This is a genomic window from Mycolicibacterium neworleansense (assembly GCF_001245615.1).
GTDB lineage: Bacteria > Actinomycetota > Actinomycetes > Mycobacteriales > Mycobacteriaceae > Mycobacterium > Mycobacterium neworleansense.
In genome coordinates this window covers 2,028,274-2,045,418 of record NZ_CWKH01000001.1, presented here as the reverse complement: position 1 = coordinate 2,045,418, position 17,145 = coordinate 2,028,274, and the positions used below count along the sequence as shown (strand labels likewise).

Genomic DNA, 17,145 nt, shown 5'->3' with positions numbered 1-17,145 from the left:
ATGTCTGATCTCCAGCCGATGGCTGACTACGGGTTCTTCGGGCCGGACTCGGTGACCTGGAAGGTCTGGGGTCACGCGACCACACCGATCATCGGGCTGCAGCGCGCCGTGGTGGTCGAGGAACTCGACCCGGCCCTGATCGCCGCGGTCGACACCACCGGCGCCAACTACGACCGGCCTCGCACCCGTTACGACCGGACCGTGCGTTACTTCGCGATGGTCGCTTTCGCCGACACCGAATCGGTGCTCAAGACCGCCGATGTGCTGGTGAAAGTCCACTCGAAAGCCATTGGCACCGAACCGCTGAGCGGCAACAGGTACGACGCCAACGATCCCCGGTCGCAGCTCTGGATCCTGCTCACCGGTTGGCACTCGGTGCTCAAGGCCTACGAACTGTACGGCGGCGGGAAGTTGACCGCAGAGGAGGAGAGCCGCTACTGGCACGACTGTGCCCGTGCCGCCGAGTTCCAAACCTGCGATCCGGCCGACGTCCCGCGGACCCGTGACGGCATCAACGAGTACTTCGAGCAGATGCGGCCGCATCTCGCCGTCAGCGAGGCGGCCCGCGCGATGATGGACCACCTGCTCAACGCCAAGGTGGTGCTGCCGCCCGCGCCGCGTATCGCGAGGCCGGCCGTGGAGATTCTCAACTGGTTCCTGCGCGCGGGAACCATCGCGACGATGCCGCGGTGGATGCGTCGGCTCAGTGGATTCGACCAGCCACGAGTGGTGGACTTGGCCGTGCGGCCGGTGCTCAGGCTCGGCTTCGGCGTGGTCAACCGGGTGCCGCGGCTGAAGCTGTTGGTGGCCAAGATCATTGCGCCGTCGGTGGTTCCGATCGCAGGGCCCTACATCATGGGTATTCCGCCGCGCTCGGACGAAGTGCTCAGCCCTGAAGAAGGCCGCAGGCGCTACGGCTACGTCAAACCCGCCGAAGCGCACAAGGAGTTGCGGGCGCGCCAGTACGAGCGGGTGTTCGGGCAGGGACAACTGCCGAGTGACGAGGGCCTCATCGAATCTCAAACCTATTTGGGGAGTTTGGCGTGACCGCACGATCCGATGTCCTGTTCGACCCGAATCGGACCGACTTCGACCAGTTCGATACCCGAACCCGGGAGATCTTCCGGGCCACCATCGACTTCTTCGAGTCGCACGGTAAGCGGTGGCTCAAGCAGCAGGACCGGGATCGGGTCTGGTACAGCGACTTTCTCGATCTGGTCAAGCGGGAAGGCATCTTCGCGACGTTCCTCACCCCGGAGTCGGAGGCCGGCGGCGATCCGGACAAGCGCTGGGACACCGCACGCAACGCCATGTACAGCCAGATCCTCGGGTTCTACGGCATGCAGTACTGGTACGTCTGGCAGGTCACGATTCTCGGTCTCGGGCCCATATGGCAGTCGGAGAACACGGTGGCACGTAAAAAGGCTGCCGCCCTGCTGGATTCGGGGGAGATCTTCGCCTTCGGACTGTCGGAGCAGGCACACGGAGCCGACGTCTATTCGACCGACATGGTGCTGACGCCTGGCGCCGACGGCTCCTACACCGCGACCGGCGGCAAGTACTACATCGGCAACGGCAACCTGGCCGGCATGGTCTCGGTGTTCGGCCGTCGCTCTGACAAACCCATCATCGACAGTTCAGATCTCGACCGCCGACGTCCCGCACAGGACTTCGAGGGATACCTGTTCTTCGCCGCCGACAGCCGGCATTCGAACTATCACCTGCGCAAGAACGTCGTCGACGGCCAGATGTACGTCGCGGCGTTCGACCTGGAGGACTATCCGGTAAACGCCGACGAAATCCTCCACGAGGGAAAGGCCGCCTTCAACGCCGCGATCAACACCGTCAACATCGGCAAGTTCAACCTCGGATTCGGGGCGATCGGGGCCTGTGAGCATGCCATGTACGAGGCCGTCACCCACGCGGAGAACCGCGTGCTGTTCGGCCAGCGGGTCACCGAGTTCCCGCAGATCCGCCGCATGCTCGCCGACGGCTACGCCCGCTTGATCGGGATGAAGCTCTACAGCGAGCGGGCCGTCGACTACATGCGCAGCGCAAGCCCGGACGACCGGCGCTACCTGTTGTTCAACGCGATCGAGAAGATGAACGTCACCCGCGAGGGCGAGAAGATCGTGACGTTGCTCGCCGACACCATCGCGGCTCGGGCGTTCGAATCCGACATGTACTTCACCATGGCGCTGCTGGGGCTCACCGGCTTGCCGCGGCTGGAGGGCACGGTGCACGTCAACATGGCGCTGTCGCTGAAGTTCATGCAGAACTACATGTTCGGCGCGTCCGACGCAGCGCTGGCCGCGCTGAACGTGCTGCCGGTCGGGCGGGCGCCGGGCCCCCTGCTCGGTGTGATCGCCGGTGGTCTGCGGGCGGCCGGTGGTGTCATCGCAGGTTCTCCTGTGGCACAACGTATTCCACAGCTGAAATCGCTGCTGGCCGAGGTGCCGCAGATTCCGACGCGCAGAGATGCGACCAACGATGACTTCTTGTTCCGTCAAGGGCCGAGCAGTGGGCTGGCGAAGATCAGGTTCGGGGACTGGCAGTCGGTGCTGCGCCGATTCTCCTCGACGCCGAATGTCGCGGTCTTCCTCGACCAGGCCCGGGCAGTGCAGACCCTGCTCGCGGTCGCGACGCCCACCGCGGATCAACAACGCAACGTCGACTTCCTGTTCGCGATCGGTGAGATGTTCACCCTGATCCCGTACGCCCAGCTGATCCTGGAGCAGGCGGAGATCGAGGCGATCGACTCCGATCTGATCGATCAGCTCTTCGAGGTGCTCGTCACCGACATGTCCACGCACGCGACCAAACTGCATTGCCATCCGGACGCCACCGCGGTGCAACAGCAGCGCGCTCTCGACATCGTCAAGCAGCCCGTGGCCGACCCCGCGCGCCGCGGTCGTGTGGTCGCAGCTGTGCGCGGACTGTCCGGCCGCTACGAGATGAACCCGTGATGGTCACGCGACGGTAGCGGCCCGGCGCGTCGGGTGCGGGCCGGGCTCACTTCTGCCACGGTGGCATCGTGCCCACAGTCCAGGATGTACTCGCCGAGTTCGACGAATACCTGGCGCTGCAGTGCGGCAGGTCGGAGCACACCCGACGGGCGTACCGGGGTGACCTGGCCGCGTTGTTCGACTTCACCGGCGGTGGTCTGGACACCGTGACCCTGCCGAGGCTGCGGTCCTGGCTGGCCACGCAGGCCGCGGCCGGAGCAGCGCGGACCACGCTGGCGCGGCGTACCTCGACGGTCAAGACCTTCTGCACCTGGGCGAGCCGGCGGGGATTGCTGCCGGAGGATTCCGCCGCTCGGTTGCAGGTGCCCAAGGCCCACCGCACCCTGCCCGCGGTGCTGCGTCGTGATCAGGCCATCGACGCCATGGAGGCGCTCAATTCCGCTGCACGCGAAGGCGATCCACTGGCGCTGCGGGACCGCCTGATCGTGGAGATGTTGTATGCCACGGGTATCCGCGTCAGCGAGTTGTGCGGGCTGGACATTGATGACATCGACACCTCGCGCCGGGTCCTGCAGGTGCTGGGTAAGGGCAACAAGCAGCGCACGGTCCCGTTCGGAGAACCCGCACACGTCGCGTTGAGGGCCTGGCTCGCCGAGGGCCGCCCCGCCCTGGCGACTGCCGACTCGGGCCCCGCGCTGTTGCTCGGGGCCCGCGGCAAGCGGCTCGATCCGCGTCAGGCCCGCACGGTGGTGCATCAGACGGTCTCTGCGGTCGACGGTGCACCCGACATCGGCCCGCACGGACTGCGGCACAGCGCGGCCACCCACTTGCTCGAAGGCGGTGCCGACCTGCGCATCGTGCAAGAGCTGCTGGGTCACACCTCCTTGGCCACCACGCAGCTCTACACCCATGTCACCGTCGAACGCCTGCGTGCGGTGCACGACCAAGCCCACCCCCGGGCCTGAAGAGGGAACAGTGCCCCATCCGATCGTCGAGCAGACCCGAAGAACCGTCGAGTTGCCGTCAGGGCCGGTGTCCTATCTCACCTGGGCTCCCGGGCGGTCGGCAGCCACGGTCGTGTTGCTGCACGGCGGCGGCGTCGACAACGCGTCGTTGTCGTGGGGTGGCATCGGCCCCCGACTGGCCGAAGCGGGTTATCGCGTCATCGCCCCGGACCATCCCGGTTACGGGCAGAGCCCGCCGGCGCGGCAGCCGGTCACCCAGGAGCGGCTGGTCGCCTACGTCGGGGAGTTCGTCGACGGCATGGAGTTGGACCGCTATGCGATCGGCGGGTTGTCGCTCGGCGGCGGCATGACCATCGGCCACCTGCTGGACCGCCCGGCGCGGGTGATGGGCGCCATGCTGCTGGGCAGCTACGGCATCATGCCCCGGCTGTCGGACGGACCGCTGTCGGGCGTCCGGCAGTTGGTCACCTGGGCGGCGTTGCGTACGGGTCTGCTCGGTGCGGTGACCCGTTGGGCGGGCGGCAACCGGGCCGCGATGACCCGCAGCATGCATGCGCTGATCAGGGATCCGCGGCAGCTGAAGGACGCGTTGATGGACGAGATCATGACTGCGGCAGCACAACCCGACGGATTCGGCGCGTTCGATCAATGGCAACACGATCAGGTCGGGTGGAACCGGCTGCGCACCGACTACACGCCGCGGCTGGTCGAGCTGAGGTGCCCTACTCTCGTCATCCACGGTGACCGCGACCCCGGCGTCCCCGTCGCTCGGGCCCGCGCCGCTGCCGCGCTGATCCCGAACGGTCACCTGAAAATCGTTGACCGCGCCGGGCATTGGGTTCAGCGTGACCAGCCGGACGTCGTGCTCGATGCGATCATCGGATTCCTGCGAGGCATCAGCGCAACAGCTTGAGCACCTCGGCCAGATGCGGCAGCGCTGATTCGCGGCCGGGCCATTCGTCGAACACCGTCCAATAGCTGACGCCAAATCGGTTCTGACGGTCAATCAATGCTTCCGCCATTTGTTCGTAGGTGCCCAGCAGCACGAACGGGGACTCCAGCAACAGTTCTGCGTCCGCCTTCAGCGCCCCGGCGAGTTCGGCGGCGGCCGCCGCCCGATTCTCGGTGTGCACGACGAACTGGATGAGGGCGTTCAGTTCGATGTCCTCGAAACGCTCACCGGCCGCGTCGCGCACCACACCGATCCGGTCCTGCAGCCCGTCGGAACCGAAATGGGTCAGCCGTACCTCGGTGGCGTCATGGTTGTGGCTGAACCCGGCCAGCCCGGCGATATCGGCGGCCCGGCCGGCCAATTGCAGGACCCGGGTGCCGTTGCCTCCGATGAGCAGTGGAACGGCGATACCAGGCGCGGCAACCAGCTCGCCCGCGGCGGCGCGCACACAGTAGTGGGCTCCGTCGACGTCGACCGGCTCGCCGGCGAGCAGTGGGCGGATCACCTGGACGGACTCGATCAGACGGTCCACCCGCGTGGCACCGGGGTCGAATTTCAGCCCGGTGGCGTCGTACTCGGATTTCATGTGGCCCGCGCCCAGGCCCAGCTCGAACCGCCCGCCCGACAGTGCCGCCGTCGTCGCCGCTTCGCGCGCGACGTCGACCGGGTGACGAAGATCGTTGTTGAGCACCAGGGTGCCGGTGCGCAGTCGGCTGGTCACCGCGCAGGCCGTTGCCGCGGCGGCGAACGGCGACAGGGAGGCCATCAGGTGATCGGGAGTGGTCAGTACGTCGAATCCGGATTCCTCGACCGTGATTGTGAATTCGGCGAAGTCCGTGCCGCGCGGCAGTGCGGTGTGCAGCCCGAACCGCATGGGCCGGGCGCGATGGGATTGTGACGCAATGGTCATGGTCCCGACAGTAGGCCGCGCTGAGTGCGGTACGAGGGTGCGCAGACTGCTGATGTGCGGCGGCGTGGCGGGCAGCAGACACGCACGCTCGCGGTGCAGGGGTTAGCCACTCAGCGGCTTGAGCCGGATCGGGGTCTCGGCGAGCAGCCCGAGCGGGTTGACGTAGTCGGCGTTTGCGGCCGCGCCCCACATCGCGCCCCAGTGCAGGCAGGCCGCCGAGGGACAGCCGGGGTGACCGGCCAGCAGACTGCCCAGCAGCTGCCCCGCACGCACCGTCTGACCGGGCCGGACCGCGGCCTGCACCGGCTCGTAGCTGGTCCGCAGACCACCGGGGTGGGCCAGCGAGACCACCGGACGTCCGGCCAGCACGCCGGCGAACACCACGGTGCCCGCGCCCGCGGCATAGACGGGTTGATCGGGCGCGGCCGCCAGGTCGACACCCCGGTGGCCGCGATTCCAATTGGGGGAGGGGGCATCGAAACCCCTGGTCACCCCCGGTCGTGGGGACACCGGCCACTGCAGCCGCGAACCCTCGGCGTGGGCCGCCGCAGGCCATGTCCACGCCACCGCGAGCAGCAGGATCGCCGCGGCAAACCTCACCACTTCAGTTCACTGCAGGCCAGGGCCGGCTCGGAAGCCCCCGAATCCGGGGCTGTGGATGAATGCGCCCGGCTTCGCCGCGTGGTAAAAGCACCTCCCAGCAGCGTGTAAACTTCTACCCGCAGCTCGCTAGCGGGCTGACTTCGCGTGTCTGCGCATTCGACTGCCTCAACGGGGTCGTACTCGGATGCCGACGGTCCTGACCTGGGATTTCCCAGATCGGGTTCGGCAACCAGTAGGCACCAGGGCCTGGCATCACCCGACGCCGGGCGACAACCGACATACAAAGGAACCATCTACTCATGGCTGTTGTAACCATGAAGCAGCTGCTGGACAGCGGCGCCCACTTCGGGCATCAGACCCGGCGCTGGAACCCCAAGATGAAGCGGTTCATCTTCACCGACCGCAATGGCATCTACATCATCGATCTGCAGCAGACGCTGACCTACATCGACAAGGCCTACGAGTTCGTCAAGGAGACGGTTGCCCACGGCGGCACCATCCTGTTCGTCGGCACCAAGAAGCAGGCGCAGGAGTCCATCGCCGAAGAGGCCACCCGCGTCGGCATGCCCTACGTGAACCAGCGCTGGCTGGGCGGCATGCTCACCAACTTCTCCACCGTGCACAAGCGCCTGCAGCGCCTCAAGGAGCTTGAGGCCATGGAGCAGACCGGTGGCTTCGAGGGTCGCACCAAGAAGGAAATCCTCATGCTCACGCGTGAGAAGAACAAGCTTGAGCGCAGCCTCGGTGGTATCCGGGACATGCAGAAGGTGCCCTCGGCCATCTGGGTCGTCGACACCAACAAGGAGCACCTGGCGGTCAACGAGGCCATCAAGCTGGGTATCCCGGTCATCGCCATCCTGGACACCAACTGCGATCCCGATCAGGTCAACTACCCGATCCCGGGCAACGACGACGCGATCCGTTCGGCCGCCCTGCTGACCAAGGTCGTCGCCTCCGCGGTGGCCGAGGGCCTGCAGGCCCGCGCCGGCCAGGGTGCCGGTGAGAAGCAGGACACCGAGGGCGCTGAGCCGCTCGCCGAGTGGGAGCAGGAGCTGCTGGCCGGTGCGACCGCCGGTGCCGCCGAGGGCGAAGCCGCTGCTGCACCCGAAACATCCACTGACGCTTCGTAATTCCAGGAGAAGTCTTATATGGCTAACTACACCGCTGCCGACGTCAAGCGACTGCGGGAGCTGACTGGCGCCGGCATGCTCGACTCGAAGAACGCTCTGGTCGAGGCCGGCGGCGACTTCGACAAGGCTGTCGAGCTGCTCCGTATCAAGGGCGCCAAGGACGTCGGCAAGCGCGCTGAGCGCGCCACCGCCGAGGGTCTGGTCGCGGCCAAGGACGGCGCGCTGATCGAGCTGAACTCCGAGACCGACTTCGTCGCCAAGAACGCCGAATTCCAGGAGCTGGCCGATCAGGTCGTCGCGGCGGCTGCCGCCGCCAAGGCCGACGACGTGGATGCCCTCAAGGCCGCCAAGGTCGGCGACACCACGGTCGAGCAGGCCATCGCGGACCTGAGCGCCAAGATCGGCGAGAAGCTCGAGCTGCGTCGGGCCGCCTACTTCGACGGCACGGTCGAGACCTACCTGCACAAGCGTGCCGCGGACCTGCCGCCGGCCGTCGGTGTGCTGGTCGAGTACCAGGCCGGCGACGCGGAGAAGGGCAAGGAGGCCGCGCACGCGGTCGCACTGCAGATCGCCGCGCTCAAGGCCCGCTACCTCACCCGTGAGGACGTGCCTGAGGACATCGTCGCCAACGAGCGGCGTATCGCCGAGGAGACCGCGAAGGAAGAGGGCAAGCCCGAGCAGGCGCTGCCCAAGATCGTCGAAGGTCGCGTCACGGGCTACTACAAGGACGTCGTGCTGCTGGACCAGCCGTCGGTGTCCGACAACAAGAAGACCGTGAAGGCACTGCTGGACGAGGCCGGTGTCACCGTGACCCGCTTCGTGCGGTTCGAGGTCGGCCAGGCCTAACCCTCCAGAGGACTCGGGCGGCCCCCCGCCCGCCCGCCGCAAAACCCCGCGCTCATTCCGGCGATCCCGGAAAGCGCGGGGTTTTGTTCATTCGTGACATGGTCGGTGCCTGGTAGTTGCCCACGGCGGGGCGGGGGGGTTTGCCGATGTGGGAGTGTGGCAGGTACGAATGGTGTTGGAGGTGACATGCGCGTAGGTGTGGTTTTTCCGCAGACGGAACTCGGCGGCGATCCGGGAGCCGTGCGCGCCTACGGCCAGCGCGTCGAAGAGTTGGGGTTCACCCACATCCTGGCCTACGACCACGTCGTCGGCGCCGACCCGGCAGTCCACCGGGACTGGGCGGGGCCCTACGACCTGTACACCACATTCCACGAGCCCATGGTGATGTTCGGTTACCTGGCCGCCGTCACCTCGCTGGAGCTGGTGACCGGGGTGATCATCCTGCCGCAGCGCCAAGCCGTGCTGGTGGCCAAACAGGCCGCCGAGGTCGATCTGCTCACCGGCGGACGGCTGCGCCTGGGTGTCGGACTGGGCTGGAACGCCGTCGAGTACGAGGCACTCGGGGAGGACTTCGGAAACCGCGGCAAGCGGTCCGAGGAACAGGTCGAGCTGATGCGCCGGCTGTGGACCGAATCGTCGGTCACCTTTGAGGGGCGCTATCACCAGGTCACCGGTGCCGGCCTCGCCCCGCTGCCGGTGCAGCGCCCGATCCCGGTGTGGTTCGGAGCGGCGTCGGCACGGGCGCTGGAGCGCGCCGGTCGGCTGGGTGACGGCTGGTTCCCGATGGTCGGTCCCGGCGTGGAGCTCGACGACGCCCGGGCCCGGGTTGAGCGTGCCGCCGTCTCCGCCGGACGCGATCCGGCCACCATCGGGATGGAGGGCCGCGTGGGCTGGGCCGGGGACCCGGACCAGGCTGCCGCCGATATCGCTGCCTGGGCCAAGGCCGGGGCGACGCATGTCACGGTGAACACCATGGGAGCCGGACTGCGCACCGTCGACGAGCATCTGGCCGCGTTGCAGAGCGTGGCTCGGACGCAGTAAGGGCGGCTTGCTAGCGTCGGGGCGTGACTAGCGGTCAGCGCGGAGCGCGAAAAGCCCCGACCCGTGTGAGTGCCTTCGGCGACGATGCGCTCGGCGAGCACGACGCAGTCGGCCTGGTCGAGGAACTGCGAGCCGGCCGGGTATCCGCCGCTGACCTGATCGAGGCTGCCGTCGCGCGGGTAGAGGCGGTCAATCCCACCCTCAACGGGCTGGCATTCGAGGCGTTCGACCGCGCCCATGCCCGCGGCGCCGCACCCAGCGCCTTCGGCGGGTATTTCGACGGCGTCCCGACCTTCGTCAAGGACAACTCCGCCGTCGCGGGCATGCCCACGATGAGCGGTACCGACGCATGGGAACCCCGGCCCGAAACGGCCAACGGGGACTTCGCCCGCGCCTACCTGGCCACCGGGCTGGTGCCCCTGGGCAAGACACGGCTTTCGGAATTCGGCTTCAGCGCGTCGTGCGAGCACCCCCGGCTGGGCCCGGTACGCAATCCGTGGAACCCGCTGTACACAGCCGGCGCCTCGTCGTCGGGCTCGGCCGCCTTCGTCGCGTCGGGCGCGGTGCCCATCGCGCATGCCAACGACGGTGGCGGATCGATCCGCATTCCCGCGGCGTGTAACGGACTGGTCGGGCTCAAGCCCACCCGGGGACGGCTGCCGCAGGACAAGGATCTGAGGATGATGCCGCTGCGAATCGTGTCCGACGGGGTGCTCACCCGGTCGGTGCGTGACACCGCCGCGCTCTACCGCGAGATGGAGAAGGTCTACCGCAACCCCAAGCTGCCGCCCATCGGCGACGTCAGCCGCCCGGGCAAGCAGCGCCTGCGCATCGCGGTGTGCACGCAGTCCGTGGTGCACGACGCCGGTCCGGAGATGACCGAGCTGACTCACAAGACCGCCGCGCTGCTGGAGGAACTCGGCCATCAGATCACCGTGATCGGCAACCCGGTCCCGGCCCGCTTCAAGGACGATTTCCTGCTCTACTGGGCGTTTCTGGCGTATGCGTTGGTGCGCGGGGGGAAGCGGTCGTTCGGTCCGACGTTCGATCGGGACAAGCTGGACAATCTCACGTTGGGACTGGAACGGCACGCCTCGCGCAATCTGCATCGGGTCCCCACGGCGATCACCCGGCTGGCCCGGTCGCGGCGCATCACCGAACGGCTCTCCAACAGCTACGACGCGGTGCTCATGCCGACCCTGGCCGAGCCCACCGTGCAGATCGGGCACCTGGACCCGACCGCGGACTATGAGCAGATCATCGACCGGCTGCTGGACTGGGTCGCCTTCACCCCGCTGCAGAACGCCACCGGGGATCCGGCGATCTCGCTGCCGCTGGCCCACACGGATGCCGGTCTCCCGGTGGGAATGATGCTGTCGGCGACCCGCGGCCGCGAAGCCCTGCTGCTGGAACTGGCCTACGAGCTCGAGGAGGCCAGGCCGTGGGCGCGTATTCAGGATCCGGCACCTGCCGCCCCACGCAAACGCGCGCGAAAAGCGGTGAAATAAGCAGTTTTTGAACTCTTCGGCCCGGGAGGACGACGAAATCCGTTGTGTCGGCGACATCATGACGTAACGCCAACCAGCGGGTGTTAACTCGCGCGACACCCCGATCTACTTCGGGTGAAACACGCGGCTCGCAGCATTCCCCACTGTGGAGACCGTAGCTTCGATACCGTCGTCTCAAGCATCCACAGCCCGTCGATCGCCGGAGATCGCGACTACTGCCTTGCGGACCGGGGGCACGTTCGGCTGCCTGATTCGCTTCGCACTGGCCAACATTCGTCGCCGGCCCGAGCGGTTTGTGTTGTCGGTGCTCGGGATCGCGCTGGCCATCGCCTGCGTCACCGTGGTGCGCACCATCTCGGCGAGTTTTGCGATCACCGGGGCCGATTCGGTCGTCGATGTACTGGGTGATGCCCAGTTGTGGGTGGTGCCGGCCGCCGGAGTGCACTATGACAACGAGGCCCGCGCCTTGGTTGCCGATGGGCCGCCGCCGGCATTCGACCTCCCTGCGGGCTGGCAGGGCAGGTTGACCATCTCGGGGGTGGCGGTCGTCAACGGTACCCGGGTGTCGTTGCGTGGGAGCGACGAAATCGCCTCGGGCCAAGCAGTTTTGGGATCAAGATTAGCCGATCGCCTGGGCGTCGCAGCCGGCGACGTGATCGATGTCGGCGATCTTCCTCTCGTTGTGCAGGTCTCCGGTCCGGGAGAGTCGATGGCAGTGGCTCCGGCACTGGCACGGTTGCTGGCGGGTGCCAACGGATGGTGGACGATCGACGCCCCGCCTGGCGACGAACATCGCCGCGACCTGGCCGAAACCTTCGGTACCACCGTCGGGTTGCCGTCCACCCCAGATCCGTCGGTGCGGCCGGAACCGGACGGGCACGGCCTGATCTACGACACGGTCGGCGGATCGGGTCCGCTGAGCTTCGAACAAAAGTTCTCGGCGCTGTTCTCGGGGCAGGTCACCGGCTCGACTCTGGGCCTGATCTCCACCATCGGACTGGCTCTGGGCTTCGTCATCGCCGTGTCGTCCTTCCTGGCCGCAGTGGCCGAACGCAAGCGTGAATTCGGGATCATGAGCAGTATCGGCCTGGCCGACGAGGTGCTGTACTTCTTCCTGGTCGAGTCGGGGATCGTCTTCGTAACGGCCTACGTGGTGGGTGTGGTCGGAGCAGGAATCGCTGTGGCACTGGTGATTCCGGAGATCTCCACACTGACGGCATGGGCCCAGGCGGCCGGAATGGTGGCTGCTTTCCTGCCCGCGATGGCCATCGTCGGCGCCCTGGTGCCCGTGCACCGGCTCCTGCAGCAACGTCCGGTCGATCTCCTGGGGGCAAGGTGAACAGCAAGGGCCTGGCCTACGGCTGGCTGTCTGCCCGGCGGCGGATCCGCGAGATGGTGCTGCCCGTGGTGACTACTGCCACCGGAGCCTTCCTGGTGGTGCTGGTGTTCGGCATGTCGTCGGGGATCCGCGCACAGTCGGCGGCACTGGGGCATGCCGAGGAGATCAACCGGGCGGTGATCCTGATCGCGGTCACCGTACTGCTCGTCGGGGTGGTCGAGGTCGCGGTGGCCACCACCCGAACGGTGGCGCACCGTACCCGTGAACTCGGCGTGCTCGGAGCCAACGGCATACCCCGCGCGCCCGTGATCGCCGCTCTCCTCGTCGAACCGGTGGTGGCCGCTGTCCTGGGCTCACTGCTTGGTGCGGCCTGCGCAGGTGTCACCGGCATCGTGGTCGCGCTGGTGGGCCTGGCGCCCACTGGGGTGTCCTACTCGGGGCTGGCAGTCGGCGCGGCGATCGCCGTCGGGGTCAGCGTCGCTGCCGCGGTCGCAACGAGTTTCGTGCCCACTTTCAACGCCGCATCACGTCCACCCATTCGATCCCTGACCTCGGGAGGCTGAGCCGAACATGACCGCACTTCACGACACCGCCGCTGCCGCACTAAAAGACGCCGACCCGGTCAAGAAGCCCGTCATCGAGATCAGCAATGTATGGAAACTGCACAAGCTCGGCGACGAGGTGGTCAAGGCCCTCGTCGCCGCCGAACTCCAGGTGATGCCGGGGGAGTTCGTCTGTCTGATGGGGCCGAGTGGCAGCGGAAAGTCCACTCTGCTCAACATCATCGGCGGGCTGGACCGTCCGACCAAGGGCACCGTCACGATCGGCGGACAGGACACCGCACAATTGACGGAGAGCCAGTTCGCCGCGCTGCGGCACGACACCATCGGCTTCATCTTCCAGAGCTACAACCTGATCCCGTTCCTTTCCGCAGTCGAGAACGTCGAGCTGCCGCTGATGTTCGAGCCGTACGACCGGAAGTCGTTGCGCAAGCGCGCAACCGAACTGCTAGAGCTGGTGGGCCTCGGGCACCGGGTGCACCACCAACCCACCAAGATGTCGGGTGGTGAACAGCAGCGCACCGCGATCGCCCGGTCGCTGATCAGCAGCCCGACCCTGGTGCTGGCCGATGAACCGACGGCCAACCTCGACCACCGCACGGGGGAGACGGTGGTGCGCCTGCTGCGTGACCTGTGCTCGACATTGGGCGTCACGGTCGTCGCAAGCACCCACGATCCCACGGTGGCCGATGAAGCGAGCCGTGTTGTCCGGATGCGAGACGGACAAATCGTCAGCTGAATCAACGGTATTGGGAGACGACTCAAATGACACAAGAACTGGCCGCGCACGCGAGGAGCAATCCGACCGAGGCCGCGGCGCCGTCAGAGCGTGACAAGCTGATGACGACCGAACTGGTCCCCGAACAGATCCTGCCGAAGGTGATGAGCACCTTCGGCCTGACCGCGGCCTATGTCTTCATCATCTGCTGGATCACCGGTTCCTCGGTGATGGCGACAGGGGGATGGACCGCCATCCCCATGTGGGTGCTTGGCATCCTCACCTTCCTGGTCCCCGCAGGCATGGCCGTGGTGGAACTGGGCAACCTGTGGCCCGGCCAGGGCGGTGTCTACATCTGGGCCACCCGGACGATGGGGGAGACCTGGGGCTTCGTCGGCGGCTACCTGTCGTGGGTGCCGGTGATCCTCAATGCCGCGTCATCGCCCGCGGTGGTGCTGTCCTTCCTGTTGTTGGCCTTCCACACCGAGCTCGGCGTGATGACGAGCGTCATCCTGCAGCTGGTGATCCTGTGGACGGTTGTCGGCCTGGCTTTGGCGAAGCTGGCCGCCAACCAACGGATCATGAACGTCGTCTTCGTGGTCTTCGGCATCCTCGCGCTGACGATCTTCATCTCGGGAGTGCTCTTCGCGGTGAAGAACGGTTCGGCGACGCCGTTCAGCTGGTCCGAGGCGACGATTCCCAACTTCGCGGTATCGGGCTTCCTCTACGGCACCGTGCTGCTCTACCTGCTCGGTGTAGAGACGCCGTACAACATGGGTGCGGAGTTCCTGTCGGTGCGTAAGAGCGGCCCGCGGATGATCCTGTGGGGTTCGACGGCGCTGGTCGCCATCTACCTGATGACGACGCTGGGCACGATGATGGCGTTGCCCACCGCCGAGATCGACGCCGTGACAGGTGTCATCGGGATGCTCGACGTCGCGGGATTCCCCGGGCTGATGGAGATCTGCGCGGTCGTACTCGCCTTGGTCATCGTCGTCGCGTTGATGACGTATCAGGTGGCCTACTCGCGGTTGATCTTCGTCTCCGGGCTGGAGCGGCACCTGCCGCGCATCTTCACCCATCTCAACCCGCGCACCCGTAACCCGGTGTCCGCCATCCTGATCCAGGGCGTCATCTCGTCGCTGCTCATCGTCGGCCTGTATTCGCAGAGCAGCCTGGTCAACACGACGATCTTCCTCCAGGGTGGCCTGTCGACCGTGTGGCTGCTTTCTGGCTTCTTCTTCCTCATTCCGGTCGTCATCGCCCGCAAGAAGTACGCGGATCGCTATGCGAACGAGAAGTTCTGGCGCATCCCTGGCGGCATGGTCGGCGTCTGGATCACCGTGATCGTCGGCACCCTCGGCACCATCGGCGGGGTCTACTACTCGTTCGCGAAATCATGGCTGACCAGTGCCGGGGTCGGGGATGCCGAGTGGATGAAGTGGGTCGGCAGCATCAGCGTCGGCATGTTCGCCCTCGGGCTGGTGGTCTACATCTTCGGCCGCCGCTCGGCGCACAAGGTGTCGCAGGAGGACGCCCTGGCCCATCTCGCCGTGTTCGACCTCACCGCCGACGACTCGACCGCAACCAAGGAGGATCTTCCCCGATGACCATGGACAGCACCCTGGTGCCGACCGAGTCCACCGATGCCGCAGGCCGTTATCCACTGGATCCGCTGACCGGTGCCGAGATCGAGGCGGCCGCAGCCGTCATCACCGAATCGAACTACGCCACACCGACATTGAAGTTCGTGATGATCCAGCTGGCCGAGCCGGCTAAGACTGCCGCGCTGTCGTTCTCGGGGGAGGCCGACGTGGCGCGTCAGGCGTTCGTGACGATGTACGACGGTGCCGCCAAGCTGATCTACGAGGCTGTCGTCGACCTCGACGCGAGGGTGATCGACTCGTGGAACCCGATTCCCGGCCGGTTCCCGTCCTATCTCGTCGAACACATGACGGGGGTGGAGGAGAAGGTGCGGGAGGACCCGCGATGGCAGGAGGCCATGCGCAAACGGGGTGTCACCGACTTCAGCCTGGCGATGATCGACCCATGGCCGGCCGGCTACTACGGCGCGCAGGACCACTACGAGAACTCGCCGCTGATCTGCCGGCCGCTGACCTTCCTGCGTGCTGCACCGTCGGAGAACGGCTACGCGCGGCCCGTCGAAGGCCTGATCGTGACGTTCGACCTCGACAACATGGAAATCCTCGACATCGAGGACCACGGGGCGGTCCCGCTACCGTCCAAGAGCGGCAACTACTCCGGGCAATTCATGTTCACGCCCGACAACCGGCCCGCGTTCACTCAGTTTCGCGACGACGTCAAGCCGATCGACATCAGCCAACCGCACGGGGCCAGCTTCACCGTCGACGGCTGGAACGTCACTTGGCAGAAATGGTCATTGCGAGTCGGGTTCAACCCGCGCGAGGGTCTGGTGCTTCATGAGGTGACCTACACCGACCGTGGCGAGGTCCGGCCCATCATGTATCGCGCTGCGCTGTCGGAAATGGTGGTGCCATACGGTGATTCGTCGCCGACGCACTGGAACAAGAATGTCTTCGACATGGGCGAGGTCGGAATGGGCTTCTCGGCCAATCCGTTGACCCTGGGCTGTGACTGCCTCGGTGAGATCTTCTACTTCGACGGCACGGTCAACGACTCCAGCGGCAATGCCGTCACCATTCCCAACGCCATCTGCATGCACGAGGAGGACTACGGCATCTCGTGGAAGCACACCGATTTCCGCACCGGGGAGGTCGAGGTGCGGCGGTCCCGGCGGCTGGTGATCTCGATGATCTGCACTGTCGGCAATTACGAGTACGGCTTCTTCTGGTACTTCTACAACGATGCCTCCATCGAGATGGAGGTCAAGCTGACCGGGGTGCTGACCACCGGTGCGGTTCCCGACGGCGAGACCCCGCGCTGGGGCAAGATGGTGGCACCCGGCATGTACGGTCCCAACCATCAGCACTTCTTCAACTTTCGCATGGATATGAGCATCGACGGTCCGGGAAACAGCGTGTACGAGGTGGATTCGATCCCCGAGCCGAATCCGGAGTTGAACCCGCACCGCAATGCCTGGATAACGCGGGACACGCTGGTGGCCTCGGAGTCCGAAGGTGCCCGGGACTGGGAGTACTCGACCGGTCGCTACTGGAAGGTGGTCAATCCGTCCAAGCTCAACGAGTTCGGCGTGCCGGTCGGCTACAAGCTGATGCCCAAGGACATCGTCCCGGTGATGGTGCAGGAGGGCTCGGTGATCTACGACCGGGCCCGGTTCGTCCAGCACAACCTCTGGGTGACCCGCTACCACCCCAGGGAGCTCTTCGCCGCGGGGGATTACATGTATCAGTGTGCCGAGCCACAGGGGCTACCGCAGTACGTCGCCGACGATGCTCCGCTGACGGACACCGACGTCGTGCTCTGGTACACGGTGGGTGCCCACCATGTGGTCTGCCCGGAGGACTGGCCGGTGATGCCGTGCCACTACACCGGCTTCAAGCTCAAACCGCTGGGATTCTTCGACGGCAACCCGGCACTCGATGTTCCGCCCTCACCGCCGGCGGCGTGCCACCACCACTGACACGGCACGGGCACCGCACGCGGG

At 66.4% G+C, this 17,145-nt stretch carries 15 protein-coding genes; 13 read left to right on the top strand and 2 right to left on the bottom strand.

From position 1 onward, the window contains the following. The 4 genes from BN2156_RS09640 to BN2156_RS09625 all read left to right on the top strand — a co-directional run bounded on the left by BN2156_RS09640 (position 1) and on the right by BN2156_RS09625 (position 4,844). Positions 1–1,047: an oxygenase MpaB family protein gene (locus BN2156_RS09640; RefSeq protein WP_090512825.1), complete on the top strand. Its 1,047-nt coding sequence runs from the start codon at positions 1–3 to the stop codon at positions 1,045–1,047. Beyond that, a complete protein-coding gene (locus BN2156_RS09635; RefSeq protein WP_090512822.1) occupies positions 1,044–2,966 on the top strand; it encodes an acyl-CoA dehydrogenase family protein in 1,923 nt (640 codons plus the stop codon). The genes BN2156_RS09640 and BN2156_RS09635 overlap by 4 nt, the downstream gene beginning before the upstream one ends. A gap of 68 nt (positions 2,967–3,034) precedes the next feature. Beyond that, positions 3,035–3,931: a tyrosine recombinase XerC gene (locus tag BN2156_RS09630; RefSeq protein ID WP_090512819.1), complete on the top strand. Its 897-nt coding sequence runs from the start codon at positions 3,035–3,037 to the stop codon at positions 3,929–3,931. Between the two features lie 10 nt (positions 3,932–3,941). Then, positions 3,942–4,844 (top strand): alpha/beta fold hydrolase, encoded by a 903-nt coding sequence (locus BN2156_RS09625; RefSeq protein ID WP_235625260.1) that lies wholly within the window; start codon positions 3,942–3,944, stop codon positions 4,842–4,844. Here the strand turns inward: BN2156_RS09625 and BN2156_RS09620 are convergent. Continuing rightward, complete coding sequence (locus BN2156_RS09620; RefSeq protein ID WP_210436594.1) at positions 4,828–5,793, bottom strand: TIGR03621 family F420-dependent LLM class oxidoreductase; 966 nt, start codon at positions 5,791–5,793, stop codon at positions 4,828–4,830. The two genes, BN2156_RS09625 and BN2156_RS09620, sit on opposite strands and share 17 nt — an antisense overlap. A 102-nt stretch (positions 5,794–5,895) precedes the next feature. Beyond that, positions 5,896–6,393 carry a M23 family metallopeptidase gene (locus BN2156_RS09615; RefSeq protein ID WP_210436593.1) on the bottom strand — a complete coding sequence of 166 codons (498 nt, stop codon included), beginning with the start codon at positions 6,391–6,393 and terminating at the stop codon, positions 5,896–5,898. A 302-nt stretch (positions 6,394–6,695) separates the two neighbouring features. On the opposite strand from BN2156_RS09615, the gene rpsB reads away from it, so the two are divergent. From rpsB to BN2156_RS09570, 9 genes are all read left to right on the top strand, one after another. After that, on the top strand, positions 6,696–7,526 hold the full coding sequence (rpsB, locus tag BN2156_RS09610; RefSeq protein WP_090512811.1) for a 30S ribosomal protein S2: 831 nt from the start codon (positions 6,696–6,698) through the stop codon (positions 7,524–7,526). Between the two features lie 18 nt (positions 7,527–7,544). Next, positions 7,545–8,372: a translation elongation factor Ts gene (gene tsf, locus BN2156_RS09605; RefSeq protein ID WP_090512810.1), complete on the top strand. Its 828-nt coding sequence runs from the start codon at positions 7,545–7,547 to the stop codon at positions 8,370–8,372. Between the two features lie 186 nt (positions 8,373–8,558). Further along, the gene (locus tag BN2156_RS09600; RefSeq protein WP_090512807.1) at positions 8,559–9,413 is read left to right on the top strand and encodes an LLM class F420-dependent oxidoreductase; all 855 of its coding nucleotides are present in this window, start codon (positions 8,559–8,561) and stop codon (positions 9,411–9,413) included. Between the two features lie 23 nt (positions 9,414–9,436). Then, on the top strand, positions 9,437–10,921 hold the full coding sequence (locus tag BN2156_RS09595) for an amidase (RefSeq protein WP_162490759.1): 1,485 nt from the start codon (positions 9,437–9,439) through the stop codon (positions 10,919–10,921). A gap of 145 nt (positions 10,922–11,066) precedes the next feature. Beyond that, the gene (locus tag BN2156_RS09590; protein WP_090512802.1) at positions 11,067–12,260 is read left to right on the top strand and encodes an ABC transporter permease; all 1,194 of its coding nucleotides are present in this window, start codon (positions 11,067–11,069) and stop codon (positions 12,258–12,260) included. Further along, complete coding sequence (locus BN2156_RS09585) at positions 12,257–12,823, top strand: FtsX-like permease family protein (protein WP_090512800.1); 567 nt, start codon at positions 12,257–12,259, stop codon at positions 12,821–12,823. The genes BN2156_RS09590 and BN2156_RS09585 overlap by 4 nt, the downstream gene beginning before the upstream one ends. A gap of 7 nt (positions 12,824–12,830) precedes the next feature. Then, positions 12,831–13,559 carry an ABC transporter ATP-binding protein gene (locus BN2156_RS09580; RefSeq protein ID WP_090512797.1) on the top strand — a complete coding sequence of 243 codons (729 nt, stop codon included), beginning with the start codon at positions 12,831–12,833 and terminating at the stop codon, positions 13,557–13,559. 26 nt (positions 13,560–13,585) lie between these two features. Next, the gene (locus tag BN2156_RS09575) at positions 13,586–15,148 is read left to right on the top strand and encodes an APC family permease (RefSeq protein ID WP_407661653.1); all 1,563 of its coding nucleotides are present in this window, start codon (positions 13,586–13,588) and stop codon (positions 15,146–15,148) included. Continuing rightward, positions 15,145–17,121 carry a primary-amine oxidase gene (locus BN2156_RS09570; RefSeq protein ID WP_090512794.1) on the top strand — a complete coding sequence of 659 codons (1,977 nt, stop codon included), beginning with the start codon at positions 15,145–15,147 and terminating at the stop codon, positions 17,119–17,121. The genes BN2156_RS09575 and BN2156_RS09570 overlap by 4 nt, the downstream gene beginning before the upstream one ends. The last annotated feature ends 24 nt before the right edge of the window (positions 17,122–17,145 follow it).

What these genes read in the sequence shown, in the direction of transcription:
- BN2156_RS09640 (WP_090512825.1), top strand. Translation starts at nt 1, where the DNA reads ATGTCTGATCTCCAGCCGATGGCTGACTACGGGTTCTTCGGGCCGGAC.
- BN2156_RS09620 (WP_210436594.1), bottom strand. Translation starts at nt 5,793, where the DNA reads ATGACCATTGCGTCACAATCCCATCGCGCCCGGCCCATGCGGTTCGGG.
- rpsB (WP_090512811.1), top strand. Translation starts at nt 6,696, where the DNA reads ATGGCTGTTGTAACCATGAAGCAGCTGCTGGACAGCGGCGCCCACTTC.
- tsf (WP_090512810.1), top strand. Translation starts at nt 7,545, where the DNA reads ATGGCTAACTACACCGCTGCCGACGTCAAGCGACTGCGGGAGCTGACT.
- BN2156_RS09600 (WP_090512807.1), top strand. Translation starts at nt 8,559, where the DNA reads ATGCGCGTAGGTGTGGTTTTTCCGCAGACGGAACTCGGCGGCGATCCG.
- BN2156_RS09580 (WP_090512797.1), top strand. Translation starts at nt 12,831, where the DNA reads ATGACCGCACTTCACGACACCGCCGCTGCCGCACTAAAAGACGCCGAC.
- BN2156_RS09575 (WP_407661653.1), top strand. Translation starts at nt 13,586, where the DNA reads ATGACACAAGAACTGGCCGCGCACGCGAGGAGCAATCCGACCGAGGCC.
- BN2156_RS09570 (WP_090512794.1), top strand. Translation starts at nt 15,145, where the DNA reads ATGACCATGGACAGCACCCTGGTGCCGACCGAGTCCACCGATGCCGCA.